The 17,747-nt window shown below is 40.6% G+C and carries 17 protein-coding genes; 11 read left to right on the top strand and 6 right to left on the bottom strand.

Going from position 1 to position 17,747, the window contains the following annotated elements; all coding sequences use genetic code 11:
- Positions 1 to 423: 423 nt before the first annotated feature.
- Positions 424 to 579, bottom strand: coding sequence for a hypothetical protein (locus tag C9J45_RS21585; protein WP_158259614.1), 156 nt, complete (start codon positions 577 to 579; stop codon positions 424 to 426).
- 283 nt (positions 580 to 862) lie between these two features.
- Here C9J45_RS21585 and C9J45_RS20915 point away from each other — a divergent pair, with 283 nt between their 5' ends.
- Positions 863 to 1,516 (top strand): toxin-antitoxin system YwqK family antitoxin, encoded by a 654-nt coding sequence (locus C9J45_RS20915; protein ID WP_107208757.1) that lies wholly within the window; start codon positions 863 to 865, stop codon positions 1,514 to 1,516.
- Between the two features lie 159 nt (positions 1,517 to 1,675).
- Here the strand turns inward: C9J45_RS20915 and C9J45_RS20910 are convergent, their stop codons facing one another.
- Genes C9J45_RS20910 through C9J45_RS20900 form a run of 3 tightly spaced genes read right to left on the bottom strand, consistent with a single transcriptional unit; the run spans position 1,676 to position 5,594 of the window.
- Positions 1,676 to 2,521, bottom strand: a complete 846-nt coding sequence (locus C9J45_RS20910; RefSeq protein ID WP_107208756.1) for a DmsC/YnfH family molybdoenzyme membrane anchor subunit — start codon at positions 2,519 to 2,521, stop codon at positions 1,676 to 1,678.
- 1 nt (position 2,522) lies between these two features.
- The gene (locus C9J45_RS20905; RefSeq protein WP_107208755.1) at positions 2,523 to 3,140 is read right to left on the bottom strand and encodes a DMSO/selenate family reductase complex B subunit; all 618 of its coding nucleotides are present in this window, start codon (positions 3,138 to 3,140) and stop codon (positions 2,523 to 2,525) included.
- Positions 3,141 to 3,149: 9 nt separating this feature from the next.
- Entirely contained in the window at positions 3,150 to 5,594 is a 2,445-nt protein-coding gene (locus tag C9J45_RS20900; protein ID WP_107292978.1) for a DmsA/YnfE/YnfF family dimethyl sulfoxide reductase, read from the bottom strand.
- 311 nt (positions 5,595 to 5,905) lie between these two features.
- Here C9J45_RS20900 and C9J45_RS20895 point away from each other — a divergent pair, with 311 nt between their 5' ends.
- Entirely contained in the window at positions 5,906 to 6,490 is a 585-nt protein-coding gene (locus tag C9J45_RS20895) for a molecular chaperone TorD family protein (protein ID WP_107208753.1), read from the top strand.
- Complete coding sequence (locus tag C9J45_RS20890; protein WP_107208752.1) at positions 6,490 to 7,014, top strand: 4Fe-4S dicluster domain-containing protein; 525 nt, start codon at positions 6,490 to 6,492, stop codon at positions 7,012 to 7,014. Before C9J45_RS20895 ends, C9J45_RS20890 begins: the two co-directional genes overlap by 1 nt.
- Before the next feature lie 208 nt (positions 7,015 to 7,222).
- Here the strand turns inward: C9J45_RS20890 and C9J45_RS20885 are convergent, their stop codons facing one another.
- Complete coding sequence (locus tag C9J45_RS20885) at positions 7,223 to 7,723, bottom strand: fasciclin domain-containing protein (protein ID WP_107262159.1); 501 nt, start codon at positions 7,721 to 7,723, stop codon at positions 7,223 to 7,225.
- Positions 7,724 to 8,153: 430 nt separating this feature from the next.
- On the opposite strand from C9J45_RS20885, the gene C9J45_RS20880 reads away from it, so the two are divergent.
- From C9J45_RS20880 to C9J45_RS20870, 3 genes are all read left to right on the top strand, one after another.
- Positions 8,154 to 8,933: a 3-hydroxybutyrate dehydrogenase gene (locus C9J45_RS20880; protein ID WP_045127932.1), complete on the top strand. Its 780-nt coding sequence runs from the start codon at positions 8,154 to 8,156 to the stop codon at positions 8,931 to 8,933.
- 98 nt (positions 8,934 to 9,031) lie between these two features.
- Positions 9,032 to 10,156, top strand: coding sequence for a patatin-like phospholipase family protein (locus C9J45_RS20875; protein ID WP_107292977.1), 1,125 nt, complete (start codon positions 9,032 to 9,034; stop codon positions 10,154 to 10,156).
- A 19-nt stretch (positions 10,157 to 10,175) separates the two neighbouring features.
- Complete coding sequence (locus tag C9J45_RS20870) at positions 10,176 to 10,919, top strand: acetoacetate decarboxylase (RefSeq protein ID WP_107292976.1); 744 nt, start codon at positions 10,176 to 10,178, stop codon at positions 10,917 to 10,919.
- A 389-nt stretch (positions 10,920 to 11,308) separates the two neighbouring features.
- Here C9J45_RS20870 and C9J45_RS20860 read toward each other — a convergent pair whose 3' ends face one another.
- Positions 11,309 to 12,193, bottom strand: a complete 885-nt coding sequence (locus C9J45_RS20860; RefSeq protein WP_107292975.1) for a LysR family transcriptional regulator — start codon at positions 12,191 to 12,193, stop codon at positions 11,309 to 11,311.
- A gap of 106 nt (positions 12,194 to 12,299) precedes the next feature.
- Between C9J45_RS20860 and C9J45_RS20855 the strand changes: the two genes are divergently transcribed.
- The 5 genes from C9J45_RS20855 to btsR all read left to right on the top strand — a co-directional run bounded on the left by C9J45_RS20855 (position 12,300) and on the right by btsR (position 17,663).
- Positions 12,300 to 12,839, top strand: a complete 540-nt coding sequence (locus C9J45_RS20855) for a nuclear transport factor 2 family protein (RefSeq protein ID WP_107292974.1) — start codon at positions 12,300 to 12,302, stop codon at positions 12,837 to 12,839.
- Between the two features lie 14 nt (positions 12,840 to 12,853).
- A complete protein-coding gene (locus C9J45_RS20850) occupies positions 12,854 to 13,384 on the top strand; it encodes a peroxiredoxin-like family protein (RefSeq protein WP_107292973.1) in 531 nt (176 codons plus the stop codon).
- Positions 13,385 to 13,646: 262 nt separating this feature from the next.
- Positions 13,647 to 15,131, top strand: a complete 1,485-nt coding sequence (locus C9J45_RS20845; protein ID WP_107208606.1) for a carbon starvation protein A — start codon at positions 13,647 to 13,649, stop codon at positions 15,129 to 15,131.
- A 104-nt stretch (positions 15,132 to 15,235) separates the two neighbouring features.
- On the top strand, positions 15,236 to 16,906 hold the full coding sequence (locus tag C9J45_RS20840; RefSeq protein ID WP_107208607.1) for a sensor histidine kinase: 1,671 nt from the start codon (positions 15,236 to 15,238) through the stop codon (positions 16,904 to 16,906).
- 31 nt (positions 16,907 to 16,937) lie between these two features.
- Complete coding sequence (gene btsR, locus C9J45_RS20835) at positions 16,938 to 17,663, top strand: two-component system response regulator BtsR (RefSeq protein WP_107208608.1); 726 nt, start codon at positions 16,938 to 16,940, stop codon at positions 17,661 to 17,663.
- Positions 17,664 to 17,747: the final 84 nt, after the last annotated feature.

The following is a 17,747-nucleotide window of genomic DNA, read 5'->3' as shown; positions in this document are numbered from 1 at the left end:
GTATAATATGGTTTTATTAAGAAAAATCGCATGAATGCGATTTAAAATACGTAAATTTACGTTTTATACTTTAAAAAACACCACGAAAAACCAAGAAGTAGCAATAAAACGCTATGAAACCAATAAAAATACGGCTATATATTGTTCACTTATTATTAGCCGAATGAAACATATACTCGCTAAAACAAAATAATGAGTTATTTTTGTCTTATCTGTTGTCAGATATATCTATTAGTAGATCCAGATCGCTTTCATCATTTCTTTATATATTTATCACCAGTCCATAATATATAATGAGTTAAAATAATAATGAGTTTTAAAGTCTGTAAAGGTTTAGCAATGGAAATTCGTGAATTTAAGATAACAGGTATAATTCAGCAGGGAGCAAACCATCGAGAAATTGATTCGGTCATTAGCTCGACATCAAGCATCGAAGCTTTCAATACTTTCATTAATGAGAACCCAACGATCAGAGATGGATTCAGACTTGAATGCCATAACAATAGTGATCAGTCTGATACCGCGATATATAGCAACGCCAGTAACATGACCAAACTGACAATTTGTTTGGGCTAACATAGCCGGTACTGAGATAAAACGACCGCCTATATCATAAAAACTGTATCGTCATGGATAGCCTCTCATAACGTTACGGTTTTTATTCATCAACACGTTAAATACTTCCCTCTTCTTATTGTGGTCGTTCTCGGAATATTAACAACAGCATTAGCGTACCACACCAACCTCAACGCTTTTATTTAGATCAAGCCTTTCTTTCTTCTCTCTCACTTATTTACCGCTCAAGATTAAATGCTATGCATATACTCACGTTATAACTCAAAGTTCAACGTGGAGTAGCACCATGAAAATAACAACGCTGATCGCCTTATTCATGCTACTTTTCTCGCCGTTATCATCCGCTGCTATTCACAAAACATACTACCCCACAGGTGAACTAAGAAGTCTAGATAACTATGTGAACGGTAAGCTCGAAGGGCTACGAAAAGGCTTTTACAAAAATGGCGTGTTAAGAACTGAGGGCTATTTTAAAAATGGCAAACCCGAAGGCATGGTAAAGAGCTATTACGACAATGGAGCACTTCAGCTTGTTGGCTATTTTCGTAACGGCTACCCACATGGCCCCAGCAAAATTTATTATAAAAGTGGCGCACTCAAATACGAAGAAAACTATCTTAATGGGCAAACGCATGGGCTGTTAAAGGCTTACTACCAACATGGTGGGATCAAACTTGAAGAGAACTATGTTAATGGCAAACCTCGGGGAAGTTTAAAAGGCTACTATGATGACGGTACGCTAGAGTTTGAAGAAAATTACCGTAGAGGTAAGCTCAATGGCGTAGCAAAAAGCTACTTTAGAAATGGGCAATTAAAGGTTGAAGAATATTATGTTGATGGCAAAAAAAATGGGGTGGTAAAAATATACAACAAGCAAGGTGAGCAAATTGGTCGATTACGTTATAAGAACGATGAATTAATTGACAGCAATAAGCCATAGCTCATAGCTCATAGCTCATAGCTCATAGCTCATAGCTCATAGCTCATAGCTCATAGCAGCGTGATACTCTTTTCCTATCATCCAAAATAAAAAATGGATAGGAACTCACGCCCCTATCCATTTTATTTTTCATCAATATTTCGCTTATATGGCAGCGTATTACATACCAGCGCTTAAGTGCATGCCATAGAAGAAGCCACGACCGATTAGCTCTGCTACCACAATCATGGTAAATGCCATAGCCATCGGTAGTACTGTTACATTTTTACGCTGAACCACAGGTAATAACCACAGCACCATTGCAGCGACGATTAAGACAATACGGGCTATCTGCAAGCTTGTGTGCTGTGGCACTACCGCTAATGCCGTCGTCACACTGGTTTCAATACTCGCTAGGTGCGATGAAAGCAACATCACAACCATCACTACCGCGAACATCCCCACCAACCCCATAACAGGTAGCAGCTTGTTCGCTACTGTGCTGTCATGTTTTGCCACTGATAACAGGAGTTGTGCCAATGCTGTACCACTGATCAGCATAGTGATCACAAATGCTGCTGGCGTTAACGGTGTGTACCACGTTGGTACAGTATCAATCATGTATACCATGGTCATCGCATACATAAAGGCAACACCCACCAGCATCGCACCGATCATTAGGGCTTTGCGAATTGCTACACTGCCAACGTTTAATACCGACAATAACCAGAACATGCCACCTAGAGCGAAGAACGCACTACCGGTTGCAATTTCATTTGATAACCAAGAGCTACCCAGCATATTCAACGCATTCATTGCGCGCAGTGGGCTACCAAGGTGCATAATCGATGCAAGGAACCCCAATCCCATTATCGCCCATAAACCGAACATCGCTTTATGAAGACGCTTTTCTGCAGCGAGTGACAGTTGCTTTGTTAACATCATGGTAGCTAACACTAAAAATGCACCTACCGATGTTTGTGCCAATACCGTAAAGACGATAAGCGGCCATTCATGCCATGCCATATTACACTTCCTTTGGGTTAGCCAAGTGACCTGTGGTGTCTCCACAAGGACGCGCATGGCGGTTCGGTTTAATGATGATGTTTGGTTGCGTTAATGATGCTTTTGGTAGCGGTGCCACTTCTGCATGACTGCCGTATTTGGCACGTAGCTCTGCAATAGGGCCAAACTCCAACGCACGTAGCGGACAAGAATCGACACAAATAGGCTGTAGCCCTTGACCAACTCGCTCATAACAACCATCACACTTGGTCATGTGACCTTTTTCAGCATTGTATTGTGGTGCGCCGTAAGGACATGCCATGCCACAGTACTGACAACCGATACATTTTTCAGTGTCGACAACCACAAAGCCGTCTTCTTTACGCTTGTGCATCGCGCCGCTTGGACAAACTTTGGTACAAGCAGGTTTAGTACAGTGATTACACGCCATCGATACATAGTAAGAAAACACGTCTTGACGCCAAGTGCCGTTATCTTCTACCCAGTTACCACCCGCATATTCGTATACACGACGGAAGTTAACCCCAACATCTAAATCTTTGTTGTCTTTACAAGCAAGCTGACACGTTTTACAACCGGTGCACTTACTTGAATCAATATAAAAGCCGTATTGTTTCATGCTTTAACCTTATGCCTTTTTCACCAGTTGAACTTCCACTAAGTTAGTGTGCTGTGGGTTACCTTTCGCCAGCGGACTCGGACGCTGAGAGGTTAATACGTTGATACAGCCACCTTTATCGACTTTACGTTTATCAGGGGCATACCAAGCACCTTCACCCAGAGCAACCACACTCGGCAGAATACGTGGGGTGACTTTGGCTGGAATTTGAGTTTCACCGCGATCGTTGAAAATACGGATCAAATCGCCGTTTTCGATACCACGTTGCTGGGCATCAATCGGGTTAATCCACATTTCTTGACGTGCCGCTTCTTTGATCACATCGACATTGCCATAGGTTGAGTGACAACGGGCTTTGTAGTGGAAACCGGTTAACTGCAGTGGGAATTGCTCACGCTGTTTTGAATCCCAACCATCAAACGTTGACACATAGATAGGTAGTGGATGGATCACTTCGTCTTCTTGAAGTTCCCATGTTGCCGCTAGGTGTGCTAAACGCTCAGAATAGATCTCAATCTTGCCCGATGGTGTGGTTAACGGGTTTTTCTCTGGATCTTCACGGAAGTCTTTATAAGCAACAAAGTGGCCGTTTGGATCGCGACGCTTGTAGATACCTAGCTTACGCATGGTTTCAAAATCAGGCAGTGATGGATCTTGCTCACGAGTTAACGCATACAAGTGACGTAGCCATCCTTCTTGATCACGACCTTCGGTAAACTGCTCACCCACGCCCATGCGTTTTGAAATTTCAGAACACATTTCGTAAATACCTTTGGCTTCAAACTGCGGTTCAATCGCTTTATCGGCAAAAATGAAATACGGCATGTTGGCTGCTTTAGTATCCATACAGAAATCAGATTGCTCTGAGGTTGTAAGATCAGGCAGGACGATATCGGCATATTTTGCCGATGACGTCATGTGGTTATCAATCACCACAATCAGCTCACAGGCTTTGTCATCTTGTAAGATCTCGTGGGTTTTGTTGATATCAGAATGCTGATTGATCAAACAGTTACCCGCGTAGTTCCAAATCATTTTAATTGGTGATTTGAGCTGTTTAACGCCACGGACACCATCACGTAGATCGGTCATTTCAGTGCCGCGCACAATCGCATCTGTCCATAGGAACATAGGGATCGACGCTTCAATCGGGTTCGTTAAGGTTGGGAAACGGACAAACGGAATGTTGTAGTCAGATTCACGCGCCCCTGTACCACCACCGTTAATACCCACGTTACCTGTAAGCAGTGCTAACATTGCGATCGCACGACAGGCAATTTCACCGTTCGCAGTACGCTGTAAGCCCCAGCCTTGTAATACCGCACAAGGTTTGGTTGAGCCAATTTCACGGGCAGTTTTAATAATGGTATCAACCGGAATGCCGGTAATTTTTGCTGCCCACTCAGGGGTTTTCACAATACCGTCTTCGCCTTCACCTAAGATGTAAGACTTGTAGTCACTCTTCGCTGGCGCTGATGCTGGTAAAGTTTTCTCATCGTAACCGACACAGTATTTATCCAAGAATGGCTGATCGACCAAATCTTCTTTGATCATCACATACGCCATTGCCGCAACAAATGCTGCGTCTGTACCTGGACGAATTGGGATCCACTCATCTTCACGACCACCCGCAGTGTCGGTATAACGAGGATCAACCATGATCATGCGCGCTTTTGAACGCTCTTTTGATTCCATTAAGTGATGGATCAAACCGCCGCCAGACATACGGGTTTCAGCCGGGTTATTACCAAACTGTACAATTAACTTGGTGTTTTCAAGATCAGAGAACGAGTTACCCGCCCCCCAGCCACCATAGGTGTAGTTAAGGCCTTCTTTGATTTGTGCTGTTGAGTAGTCGCCGTAATGATTTAAGTAACCACCACATAGGTTCATCATACGTGCCACAAGCGAGCCTGCTGGCGGCCATGATTTAGTAACGGTGCCGCCAAGCGTACCTGTACCATAGTTCAGATAGATCGCTTCGTTACCGTGATCTTTGATGATTCGCTTCATATTGTTAGCGATTTCATCATACGCCTCATCCCATGAAATACGTTTGAATTTACCTTCACCACGATTTCCGACACGTTTCATTGGGTACTTCAAACGATCAGGGTTGTAAACACGGCGACGCATTGAACGGCCACGTAAACACGCACGCACTTGGTGATTACCGTATTCATCATCACCTGTGTTATCGGTTTCAACCCATTTGATTTCACCATCAACCACATGCATACGTAATGGACAACGGCTACCACAGTTAACGGTGCACGCACTCCAGACGATTTTTTCATTCACCGCTTGCTCTGTCGCGGCAGCAACAGGGCTTGATTTAAATGGCAGGGTCATGGCGCTGGCAGTCGCAGCCAATCCACCGACAGCACTCGACGTTTTCATAAAATCACGTCTTGATAGGCCACCGGAAATCATTGCTTTCAGTGTGTTTTTCATAGGACAACTACTCATAAAAAATGCGAAAAGACTCTCGCGGTCTTTTTCTGGGCGTTCTTTTACACTGAAATTACAGAGAGAATTATTGCGCTAAATCAACAAATCGTATTTGCAATATGAAATTCCATAATTGTTAAATCACAACTGAGAAGTTAGTCACAAATTTATACAACATGAAATTTTCACCAATATTTAACAAACATTTAATAACATAATTAAATGCAATTGCTTGTTTTGTTTTTTTGACCAAGCGCAATTTTTTCCGCTTATGAACTCGGTATGCTCCGCCAAAAATTTATCAAGTATTCTCTATGCATTACGAAGCTACACTTTTTCGCCTTCTTGGTGGTCTTTTGTTCTACTCACCAACATCAAACAATGGCACAGCCATCTTGCAAGCCTTCACAGATCAAGATGATGATTTATTAAAAAATATTGCAGAGCTTGCCCGTGTTGTTAACACGGAAAATCTCGAAGCTGATCACTTTCAATTACTGCAAGGCAGTGGTGATATGCCATGTCCACCATGGGGATCGGCGTATTTAGATAAAGAAAATGCCTTATTTGGCTCATCAACATTGGCATACCGTGAGTTTACTCGCCAACAAGGTTTAGCCTGCGATACGGGTATGCGCGAACCTGAAGATCACATTGGTTTAATGCTAATGCTGGTGTCGTTATTACTTGAGCAAGATAATCAAGCAGCAGCAAATCAGTTGCTCAGTGAGCACTTAATGCCTTTTGCGCCTTTCATGCTTGAAAGCATGCAGCAACATGCTGAAACCGCTTTTTACCAACAATTGGCCGCTTATACACAGGCATGGTTAAGCATCTATTGTGAAGAGAAACAGTTACAAATCGCATCACACCGTAACTACTGGCAAGAGAGCGAATAATGAAAACCGATAGCACCGAATCGATGCCTAACGAACATGAAATAAACCACAGTCGCCGTGGTTTATTTCGTGCGCTGTCGCGCGGTGTATCGCAATCTGCCGATACCCTAAAAGCTGACAGTATTAATACAGGAAGGCCACTCGGTGCTGTCGAAGAAAGCCTATTTTCTCGTTTATGTAATAACTGCGAAAAGTGTGTCGCGGCTTGCCCACAGAATATCTTGGCAATGGGAACAAGTGGGCCTGTAATGGATCTGAGTTTTAACCATTGCACCTTTTGCCAAGCCTGTATTCATGCTTGTGATACTCAAGCACTGAATACCCTTAACACCACAGATACAGGCTGGCGTCCAACTTTTAGTAAAAGCTGTAACGCTAAGATTTTTGATAATTGCCAAGAATGTGTCGATGATTGCCCCAAACAAGCACTCAGCCTTATCGCTAACAGCACGCCAATCTTAAATGATGATTGTAATGGCTGCGGTGAGTGTCTATCGAGCTGTTATATTGGAGCGGTGTCTTAATTATATTCTGCGCTCGAATATTCCTTTTACTCTAAGTAACATTCGTTCTAAAAAGATAATAATGTAAGTTCATTTATTGCAAGAAAAACACTTTATTTATCAAATAACAAAATGGATAGCAGCATTAGCTCCTATCCATTTTTATATTAAGGCTAAACACATTTATCAAGGGGGAATCAATACAGTGATATTATTTAAAATATGTTATCTAGTTACTTGACGGTATTAATACGCTATCAATTACGTGAATTACACCATTACTGGCTTTCACATCGGCGTTAATAACCTTTGCATCATTAATCATTACGTTGCCGTTATCGACAGTAATATTAACTTTCTGACCTTCAAGTGTTGTCGCGTCATTTAATTTAACCACATCATCTGCCATAACTTTTCCAGATATAACGTGGTAAGTGAGGATATCAATCAACTTTTGTTTATTCTCAGGTTTTAACAATGTTTCAACAGTACCAGCAGGAAGTTTACTGAATGCTTCATCTGTTGGCGCTAATACGGTAAATGGCCCCGTTCCCTTGAGTGTATCAACCAGACCCGCGGCTTTTACGGCAGTAACAAGCGTGTTGAATGATCCATTTCCAACGGCAATATCAACAATATCCTCTTTCTCTCCATGATGCCCAGCTTGAGCATTAACACTGACTAAACTTCCTACTAGAATTGATGCTGAAATAAGTACTGTTTTTAACATGGTTAACCCTCTAACGACTAAGAAATTAAATGGTTCAATCTCATTTACGTATTCATTTTTTAGAAGGATCAACAACGGGTGAGATAAATTTTACTTCGTAAAGGGCCTATCACTAGATAGCTATCAATAATTAGATAAAGAAACGGTAGCCAATATTTTATATTATTAATATCAAAGCATAAAAATAATAACATCTTTATCAATTAATTTTATTTTCATAAAAACTTTTCTTTTCGTTGAAATTTAAATACTACTTAACACTGACGTATTTATACTTAATAGATATTGAACAAATTCAAATTAAAATAATTATTACACTTTTAATTAAATGAAAGTTTACATTACTTTTTTGATCGCTTTTTAATTCTATTTCTTATGTATATTAAATATAACACCGCTTAAAAAACACACAATATAAAAGGGGTTATATATGAAATTAGAAAATAAAGTCGCTATTATTACAGGTGCTGCAAGTGGAATTGGTCGCGCTATTGCTTTTGAATATGCTAAAGAAGGCGCTAAAGTTATTGTTGCCGATTTAGATATTAATGCTGCGGAAGAAACGGTCGCAGAAATAAAAAATAACGGTTCAGAAGCGCTCGCTATTTCAATGAACGTGACCAATGAAGAGCAAGTAAATAATGATATTCAAACGGTTATTGATAATTTTGGCCGAATCGATATTTTAGTTGCTAATGCGGGATATCAACATATCGCGTCTGTTGAAGAATTAACGTATCAACAATGGAAAGATTTACTCTCAGTACACTTAGATGGTGCATTCTTAACAACCAAAGCGTGTTTAAAACACATGTACAAACAAAAATCGGGCTCAATTATTTATATGGGCTCAGTTCATAGTAAAGAAGCCTCTAAATTAAAAGCTCCTTACGTTACAGCAAAACATGGTTTGATTGGCTTATGTGAAGTTGTTGCAAAAGAAGGCGCTGAATATAACGTTAGAGCAAATGTTATTTGCCCCGGTTACGTAAAAACCCCACTAGTCGAAAAACAAATTCCAGAACAAGCAAAAGAGTTAGGCATCACTGAAGATGAAGTCGTTAAAAATGTGATGTTAAAAGATACGGTTGATGGACAATTTTCAACGATGAAAGACATCGCGCAAGCCGCTGTTGTTTTTGCTAGTTGGGAAACCAATGCCTTAACAGGGCAATCTCTTGTCGTTAGTCATGGCTGGTTTATGCAATAACAATATTTATTGTTTATTTCTCCCTCTGACTTTGAATTTTTATTTCACGGTTCAAAGTCAGCCACACGTATTTAGCCATTTTCTATAAGGCATTATTAATGCAGAATAAAACCAATAAAAAGATTGTTTATGTCTTCCAAGGTGGCGGAGCATTAGGCTCTTATCAATTAGGGGCATTTCAAGCGTTAAATGAAAAAGGCTTTGCCCCAGATTCTATTATCGGTATTTCTATCGGCGCGATTAATGCCGCCATTATTGCGGGTAATAAACCAGAAAATAGATTGAAGAATCTTGAGATATTTTGGGAAAGAGTGACCTCTTCCATGTCTTTTTCAAATCTCTTTTTTAACTTCAATAATAAAATGAAAAACTGGGCAGATGCACAACAAGCAATATGGCAAGGTCAACCCGGTTTTTTTAAACCTAAAATATGGCCAAGCGAATTTGAAACATATAAAACATCAGACTTGAGTTACTATGACACCTCACCATTAAAAGAAACACTCAATGAACTAATCGATTTTGACTATTTAAATCAAAAAGAAGTCAGACTAAGTCTCTGTGCGGTCGATCTTGAAAGTGGTGATTTTAAAACATTCGATAGTTTTCATGAAACCATCACAGCTGAACATATTATGGCAAGTGGTGCGATGCCACCGGGTTTTCCACCTGTTGAAATTGATGGAAAATATTATATCGATGGTGGGTTATATTCAAATACACCCATTATGTCGATATTAGAAAGAATATTAAATAACCCTGATGGTCGTCGAAATAAACTGTGCTTCATGGTCGACTTGTTTTCAGCCAAAGGTGAATTACCAACCAACATGAATGCATTAGCTGAAAGAGTGAAAGATATTCAATTTTCTTCAAGAACTCGAAGAGCATCTTATCTTTATTCAACCTCTAAAAATCTGTGTTCTGCCATTACTTACTTAACGCAATTTTTATCGGAAGAAGATAAGAAAGATCCAAAAGTTCAAGAAATATTAAAATTAAGTCATACCAATAGCCTCGAGATTGTTCATTTAATTTATAAGTCTCAACAGGCTGAACTTGAAAGTAAAGACTATAACTTCAGCAAAGAAAATTATTATCGCCATCGAGATAATGGTTACAAAGACACTCTCGCACTTTATCAAAAAGATCATAAACAATGGTTAATCGATGAAAATGACAACGATATCCATATTTATACACTAGATGAAGATCTTCTTTAAAAACAGATAGAGATAAATTATGAAAATAGAACAAATAAAAAATAATGCTTTTTCTATGCCGATCACAACCCCTTCGGCACCTCTCATCGATTATAAATTTAAAAATAGAGAGTATCTGATCATCTCTTATGAAACTGACATCGAATTATTAAAAGAAGTGGTACCAGAGCCCTTAAAAGTGATCAGTAATGTGGTGCATTTTGAATTTATGAAAATGCCAGATTCAGCTGGGTTCGGAAGCTTTAAAGAATCAGGTCAAGTGATTGAAGTTGAGTACAATGGTAGGAAAGGACTTTATAGTCACCTGATGTTTGTTGATGATGTCGCCTCTATTGTAGCCGGCAGAGAAATTTGGGGCTTTCCTAAAAAATACGGTTTTCCCGCACTCGATGTCGATGTTGACACCCTCACTGGGCGATTAAAATACAATCAAACCGACGTCGCTATTGGCACAATGGGCTATAAATATTACGAAGGTGATACTGCTGCAACAAAATCAGCACTCGAAACCACACCTAATTATATTTTAAAGGTAATCCCCAGTGTGACAGGAAAAGGCACTGACGTTTGCCAATTAATTGAATATTACATGACAGATGTAAACGTTAAAGGCGTTTGGACAGGCCCAGCAGCGCTTCAGTTATTCGAACATGCCTTAGCGCCAGTTGCTCAACTACCTATCAAAAAAGTCGTTGGGGGTAAGCATCAAATCGTCGACTTTACGCTTTCATACGGTAACGTTTTGTTCGATTATCTTAAATAGTTTTATTCTATATTCATTACTATAAATACATTTATCCCTAAGAAAATCATCAGATAATACTATCGTTATCCTCATAAATAAGAACAGGCATAACGACATAGCTTATGTGATGATTTTCTTATCTTACTTTAAAAGATTCATGCTTGTGATACTCAAGCACTGAATACCCTTAACACCACAGATACAGGCTGGCGTCCAACTTTTAGTAAAAGCTGTAACGCTAAGATTTTTGATAATTGCCAAGAGTGTGTTGATGATTGCCCCAAACAAGCACTCAGCCTTATCGCTAACAGCACGCCAATCTTAAATGATGATTGTAATGGCTGCGGTGAGTGTCTATCGAGCTGTTATATCGGGCCGGTATCTTAATCTTTTATCTTCTCTGACTGTTATTGAGTTAAGTGCTGCTTTAAAAAATCAATAAAGCATTGAATGCGATAAGGGATATAAACATCTTTTGGGTACACCGCATACATAGGTAGTGTTTGCTCTTGGTATTCAGGTAACACTTCCACTAATTTACCCTGTGCTAATCCTTGAGATGCCATCCAAGGCGGAAAAATCCCAACGCCTAAACCACATAATGTCGCTTCTAATAACACATCACCATCATCGCATTTCAATGCCCCACTGACAGCCACCGCATGGGACTGTCCATTGCCTGTTAGCGTCCACGTTTGCTGTGCGCTTAAACGTGAATAAAGCAAACATTGATGCTTGGCTAAGTTAGCGGGTATTAAAATTGGCTCCGATTTATCAATATAACTCTTTGATGCATAAAGCTTGAGTGGGTTATCCATCAAGTGGCGCGCAACCAGGTTCGAATCTTCGAGTTTGCGGGCACGAATGGCTAAATCTACCCCTTCAGTAATTAAATCCACATGACGATCACTGACTAATAGCTCAACCGAGATATTCGGATATTGCGCAAAAAACGTTGGCAGTAATGGGGTTAATAAAATACGCCCGAATGCAACAGGTACTGCGATACGAATATGTCCCGCCAATTGCTGAACATCATCATGAAGGCTGGCTTCTGTTTCCTCAACTTGCGCCAAGATCCGTAAACAACTTTCAAAATAGCGGCTCCCTGCAGGTGTAAGGGAGTGATCTCGACTACTACGTTTAAGTAACTTAACGCCTAAGCTCGTTTCTAATGCGGCAATCCGTTTACTGATTGTCGTTTGCGTCGTATTTAACTCTCGTCCTGTGGCTGAAAAACTGCCCGTTTGTACCACTCGCACAAACGCTTTCATGGCTTCAAATCGATCCACTTAATTATTCCAAAATTGAATAGATGGTATTCACATTATCATAGTTCTCAAACTTTTTTGCATAACTATACTAAGCCTCAACAACACAAAATACGAGACTAACCCAATGGATATGCAACAAAAACTTCAAGAACTCCTCGATAAACAAACCATTACTGAAGTGATGTTTCGCTTTGCTCGCGCCCTTGATCGTGTCGATGGGACTTTGATGAAAGAAACGTATTGGGAAGATGCGATTGAAGAACACCAAGATCCTATTTTCCCTGAGCTATTCTTTTACAACGACAACGCACACAAATTTGTCGATCCTGCAATGGAAGGTTTTAAGCAGCTTAAGGCAACTCAACATCGTATCAGCAACCCGTTAATTGAAATTGAGGGCGATAATGCGACCGCAGAATGTTATGTCTGGGCATATCATCTCCATGAAGAAAATGGTGTCGATAAAGAAGGTATTTTAGGTGGTCGTCATCATTTCAAATTTGAACGTCGTAACGACATCTGGAAGATCAAACATCGCTCAACCGTCTTTGACTGGAACCAAAACCAAGTAGCAACTGCGATTTGGTCGGAAAATTACGATAATAAATACAAAGGCAAACGCGATAAAAGTGATGAAAGCTATCAATATCTAACTCGTCAATAACTAAGGAGTTTACCATGACACAGCAAAAGTTTTTGGCTGGTGCAACATTTCCAGATATTCAAGTACCAACGCTAGAAGAAGAAACCATCACATTAGGTAAACCCAATACGCCATTTGATTGGAAAATGGTCGTGGTTTACCGAGGACAACACTGCCCATTATGTACCCGTTATCTGAACGAGTTAGAAACGTTAGCCGCTGAATATAATAAGATTGGCGTTGATGTGGTTGCCGTTTCTGCCGATAGCAAAGCGCAGTTAGAGCTGCATAAAACCAAGTTAAATGTGAACTACCCGTTAGCCTATGGGTTAACCGTAGAGCAAATGCAGCAATTAGGGCTATATCTATCGGTGCCACGATCTGAAAAAGAAACCGATCATGTCTTTGCCGAACCCGCTATTTTCGTGATTAACGCAAAAGGTAAAGTCCAAGTATTAGATATGTCTAACGGCCCATTTGCACGTCCAGATCTTAAGGTACTGTTACAAGGTTTAAGCTTTATTCGTAACCCAGAAAATAACTATCCAATCCGTGGTACTTATTAACCCTATCTCCAAGTATTCACCAAATCACTTAGGTGCAAGACGAGACTTAGGTATCTTTATTAAAATAGCTATCTGGTTGTCTAATATCATTAACCATGATAGCTATTTCTCGCTGCTGCTTATTCTCCCCTTAAACCACTCATTCCTCATAACAACCACTCATCACACTATCCTGCCACTGACCTATTAACTACATGCGGCTAACTAAAAAGACCAATACCATACACCCTAGCTTCCCCCTACAATATTAAGGACAATTGCTATGATGTGGTTTCTGACCTGTGTTGCCGCGCTTATTGGTGGCTACTTTATTTACGGTGCTTTCGTAGAGAAAGTATTCGGCATAAAGGAACACCGTAAAACCCCTGCACATACCAAAACAGATGGTGTCGACTTTGTTCCTATGTCGACAAAGCGTGTCTACCTCGTCCAGCTACTCAATATCGCCGGTGTTGGTCCTATTTTTGGCCCTATCATGGGTGCGCTGTATGGCCCTGCTGCCATGCTCTGGATTGTGGTTGGCTGCATTTTCGCAGGTGCTGTTCACGATTACTTCTCTGGTATGTTATCTATCCGTAATGGCGGCGCATCAGTACCGAGCATTACAGGTCGTTACTTAGGCAATGGCGCAAAACACTTTATGAACCTTTTTGCCATTGTTCTACTCTTGCTTGTCGGTGTGGTCTTTGTTTCTGCTCCTGCCGATATGATCACTAACCTTATCAACGACCAAACCAGCCTAAGCGTTAATGTAACTACTATGGTTGTGCTTATTTTTGGTTACTACATTCTGGCAACGATTGTACCTGTCGATAAGATCATTGGTCGCTTCTACCCATTATTTGGTGCTCTTCTCATTTTCATGTCTGTGGGCTTAATGGCAGCCATTGCGTTCTCTAGTGAACATACTGTAATGGGTGATTTCAAAGTGAGCGAAATGTTCACTAACTTAAACCCGAATGACATGCCACTATGGCCTGCATTGTTTATTACTATCGCTTGTGGTGCTATCTCTGGTTTCCATGCGACACAATCGCCATTAATGGCGCGCTGTATGCACAATGAGAAAAATGGCCGCTTCGTATTCTACGGTGCGATGATCGGTGAAGGTGTGATTGCGCTAATTTGGTGTGCTATTGCCCTATCTTTCTTCGGCTCGCTTGAGTCACTTTCTGAAGCGGTGAAAAGTGGTGGTCCGGGTAACGTAGTTTACAGTGCATCCTTTGGTTTACTGGGTACGTTTGGTGGCATCTTGGCGTTCTTAGGTGTTGTGATTCTACCTATTACCTCTGGTGATACTGCGTTTCGTTCAAGCCGTTTGATCTTAGCTGAGTACTTCAATGTTGAGCAAAAAACATTGCGTAATCGTCTACTTATGGCTGTTCCATTGTTTGTATTAGGTGGCATTTTAACCCAAGTCGATTTCGGGATTATCTGGCGTTACTTCGGCTTTGCTAACCAAACCACAGCTGTAATGATGCTTTGGACGGCTTCTGCTTACTTGCTTCGCCATAATAAATTGCACTGGATCACGACAGTTCCAGCCATCTTTATGACAACGGTATGTGTGACCTTCATTTTAAATAACAGCACATTAGGTTTCGGCTTACCAATGCAGATCTCAACCATCGTAGGTATTGTATTCTCGCTATTCGTAACAGGTTACGTAATAAAGATATCGAAAGGAAAAGGTGATACTGACTTTGCCGATGAGGAAGAAATAAAAGCAACGTCAGAAATAGCATAATCACAAACATTAATTTGCTTGATTCCTCAATCTAAGAGCCTGCGCACCGCAGGCTTTTTTTGTTTGCCTTACAATCGCGCATTATTTTTATCATGAGCTCCAATATGGAATTGATAGTCTCTTTGCTACAGCAAATGTGTGTTTACTTAGTACTGGCTTATATGCTGAGTAAGACCCCCATTATTTTGCCTTTGTTGAGCATTTCTTCTCGTTTAAGCCATAAGCTAATCTGTTATGTACTATTTTCTGGTTTTTGTATTCTCGGTACCTACTTCGGCTTACATATCGACGATGCAATTGCGAACACCCGTGCTATTGGTGCCGTTATGGGTGGGCTTTTTGGTGGCCCTGTGGTGGGTTTTGCGGTTGGTTTAACGGGCGGTATTCATCGCTATACTCTTGGTGGCTTTACCGATCTTGCCTGTACCATTTCGACCACTGCTGAAGGCTTAATTGGTGGCTTACTCCATGTTTACCTGCTTAAACGTAACAAAGGCGCATTGTTATTTAACCCTTGCATGGTATTTGGTGTCACCTTTGTTGCTGAAGTAGTGCAGATGATCATCTTAATCACTGTCGCCAAACCTTTTGACCAAGCCTATGAGCTCGTTTCTACCATTGCCGTTCCAATGATCATTGCCAATTCCGTTGGTGCGGCACTGTTTATGAGTATTCTGCAAGATCGTAAAACAATCTTTGAAAAATACTCTGCGGCCTTTTCTCGCCGTGCTTTAACCATTGCAGATCGCTCGGTCGGTATTCTTAGTACCGGCTTTAACAGTGACAATGCCAATAAGATCGCCCGTATTATTTATGAAGAAACCAAGGTCGGTGCCGTTGCGATCACAGACCAAGAAAAACTTTTAGCCTTTGTGGGGATCGGGGATGATCACCATAAGCCAAACACCCCTATTTCTTCACAAAGCACCTTAGATTCGATAGAACAAAATGACATCATCTACCTTGATGGTCGTGAATCCCCATATCAATGCTCTCTCGCCCATGACTGTAAGCTTGGTTCGGCGCTTATCATTCCACTACGCGCAGGCAATCAAGTTGTCGGCACCATTAAGTTATATGAGCCAAAACGTAAACTGTTTTCAACCGCTAACATGTCAATGGCAGAAGGTATTGCACAGCTACTATCCAGCCAAATTCTTTACGGTGATTACTTGCAGCAACAAACCTTATTATCACAAGCCGAAATTAAACTGCTACATGCGCAAGTGAATCCTCACTTTTTGTTTAATGCCCTTAATACCATCAGTGCCATCACAAGACGCGATCCAGATAAAGCCCGAAAGCTTATTCAAAACTTATCGCAATTTTTCCGTAGTAACTTAAAGCAAAATATTAACACCGTGACGCTACGAGAAGAGTTGGCACACGTAAACGCCTACCTCACTATAGAAAAAGCCCGTTTTACGGATCGTCTTGATGTCGACATTAATATTCAACATGAATTACTTGATACCAAACTGCCCAGTTTTACGCTTCAACCTCTGGTAGAGAACGCTATCAAACATGGTATTTCTACACTGTTAGAAGGTGGAATAGTGAAGATTTATAGCCAACCTCACCCATTGGGCTACGAAATCACGGTTGAAGATAATGCAGGAAGTTATCAGCCACCAGCAGATACCCATGTCGGACTGGGAATGGAGATAGTAGATAAACGCCTATCCAATCAATTTGGTCGTGATTCAACGCTAAAAATCACATGCACACAGCACCAATTTACCCAAATAAGTTTTATTATCCCCAACGCACAATAAGTACAGCAAATCACATAAAAGGTAAGGTTGGATGTTAACTGCTCTTGTCATTGATGATGAACAATTTGCCCGTGAAGAGCTGGCAGAACTATTGGAAGAAACAGGCTATGTTACGGTGATTGGTGAAGCGCCAAACGCTATCATTGGGCTAAAGAAAATCAATGAGCTAAAGCCAGATATTGTCTTTGTTGATATTCAAATGCCACAAGTAACAGGTATTGAACTATTAAGCATGCTCGATCCTGAAACTATGCCCTATGTGGTGTTTGTAACCGCTTACGATCATTATGCTATTCAAGCGTTTGAAGAGAATGCTTTTGATTATTTATTGAAGCCAGTTAATCCAAGTCGTTTAACCAAAACAGTGAGTCGTTTACATAAAGTGATACAACAATCAACGCCTCAACAAGCCATCTCCGCTATTGCACCGAATAAGCTCGACCAAATCCCCTGCATTGGTCATAACCGTATTGTGATTCTTACCACCGACACCGTGGAATGTGCCTATAGCGATATCAGTGGCGTACAAGTACGTTCCTATGATCAAACTGCTAGCACACAACTCACCTTAAAAACATTGGAAGAAAAAACGCCATTGGTGCGTTGTCATCGTCAGTATCTGGTGAATATCAAAATGATCAGTGAAATTAAGTTATTAGAAAATGGATTAGCTGAAATTATTACAAAAACAGGGTATGAACTTCCCGTTAGCCGTCGCTACCTTTCAGCACTTAAAAAGCTACTTGGTATTTTGTAAATCACATTGCTTTATTGAAAATAATGGTCTTATAAATCAATTTAATTGACCTATAGGGCTATTTCTATAACTTGATTTCATTTA

The organism is Photobacterium sp. GB-1 (genome assembly GCF_003026165.1).
GTDB lineage: Bacteria > Pseudomonadota > Gammaproteobacteria > Enterobacterales > Vibrionaceae > Photobacterium.
This window is presented reverse-complemented; position numbering and strand designations above follow the sequence as displayed.

Coding starts and splice junctions, on each gene's coding strand:
- C9J45_RS21585 (WP_158259614.1), bottom strand. CDS start 579: ATGTTAGCCCAAACAAATTGTCAGTTTGGTCATGTTACTGGCGTTGCT.
- C9J45_RS20880 (WP_045127932.1), top strand. CDS start 8,154: ATGAAATTAGAAAATAAAGTCGCTATTATTACAGGTGCTGCAAGTGGA.
- C9J45_RS20855 (WP_107292974.1), top strand. CDS start 12,300: ATGGATATGCAACAAAAACTTCAAGAACTCCTCGATAAACAAACCATT.
- C9J45_RS20870 (WP_107292976.1), top strand. CDS start 10,176: ATGAAAATAGAACAAATAAAAAATAATGCTTTTTCTATGCCGATCACA.
- C9J45_RS20895 (WP_107208753.1), top strand. CDS start 5,906: ATGCATTACGAAGCTACACTTTTTCGCCTTCTTGGTGGTCTTTTGTTC.
- btsR (WP_107208608.1), top strand. CDS start 16,938: ATGTTAACTGCTCTTGTCATTGATGATGAACAATTTGCCCGTGAAGAG.
- C9J45_RS20875 (WP_107292977.1), top strand. CDS start 9,032: ATGCAGAATAAAACCAATAAAAAGATTGTTTATGTCTTCCAAGGTGGC.
- C9J45_RS20840 (WP_107208607.1), top strand. CDS start 15,236: ATGGAATTGATAGTCTCTTTGCTACAGCAAATGTGTGTTTACTTAGTA.
- C9J45_RS20905 (WP_107208755.1), bottom strand. CDS start 3,140: ATGAAACAATACGGCTTTTATATTGATTCAAGTAAGTGCACCGGTTGT.
- C9J45_RS20890 (WP_107208752.1), top strand. CDS start 6,490: ATGAAAACCGATAGCACCGAATCGATGCCTAACGAACATGAAATAAAC.
- C9J45_RS20900 (WP_107292978.1), bottom strand. CDS start 5,594: ATGAAAAACACACTGAAAGCAATGATTTCCGGTGGCCTATCAAGACGT.
- C9J45_RS20910 (WP_107208756.1), bottom strand. CDS start 2,521: ATGGCATGGCATGAATGGCCGCTTATCGTCTTTACGGTATTGGCACAA.
- C9J45_RS20845 (WP_107208606.1), top strand. CDS start 13,647: ATGATGTGGTTTCTGACCTGTGTTGCCGCGCTTATTGGTGGCTACTTT.
- C9J45_RS20885 (WP_107262159.1), bottom strand. CDS start 7,723: ATGTTAAAAACAGTACTTATTTCAGCATCAATTCTAGTAGGAAGTTTA.
- C9J45_RS20915 (WP_107208757.1), top strand. CDS start 863: ATGAAAATAACAACGCTGATCGCCTTATTCATGCTACTTTTCTCGCCG.
- C9J45_RS20850 (WP_107292973.1), top strand. CDS start 12,854: ATGACACAGCAAAAGTTTTTGGCTGGTGCAACATTTCCAGATATTCAA.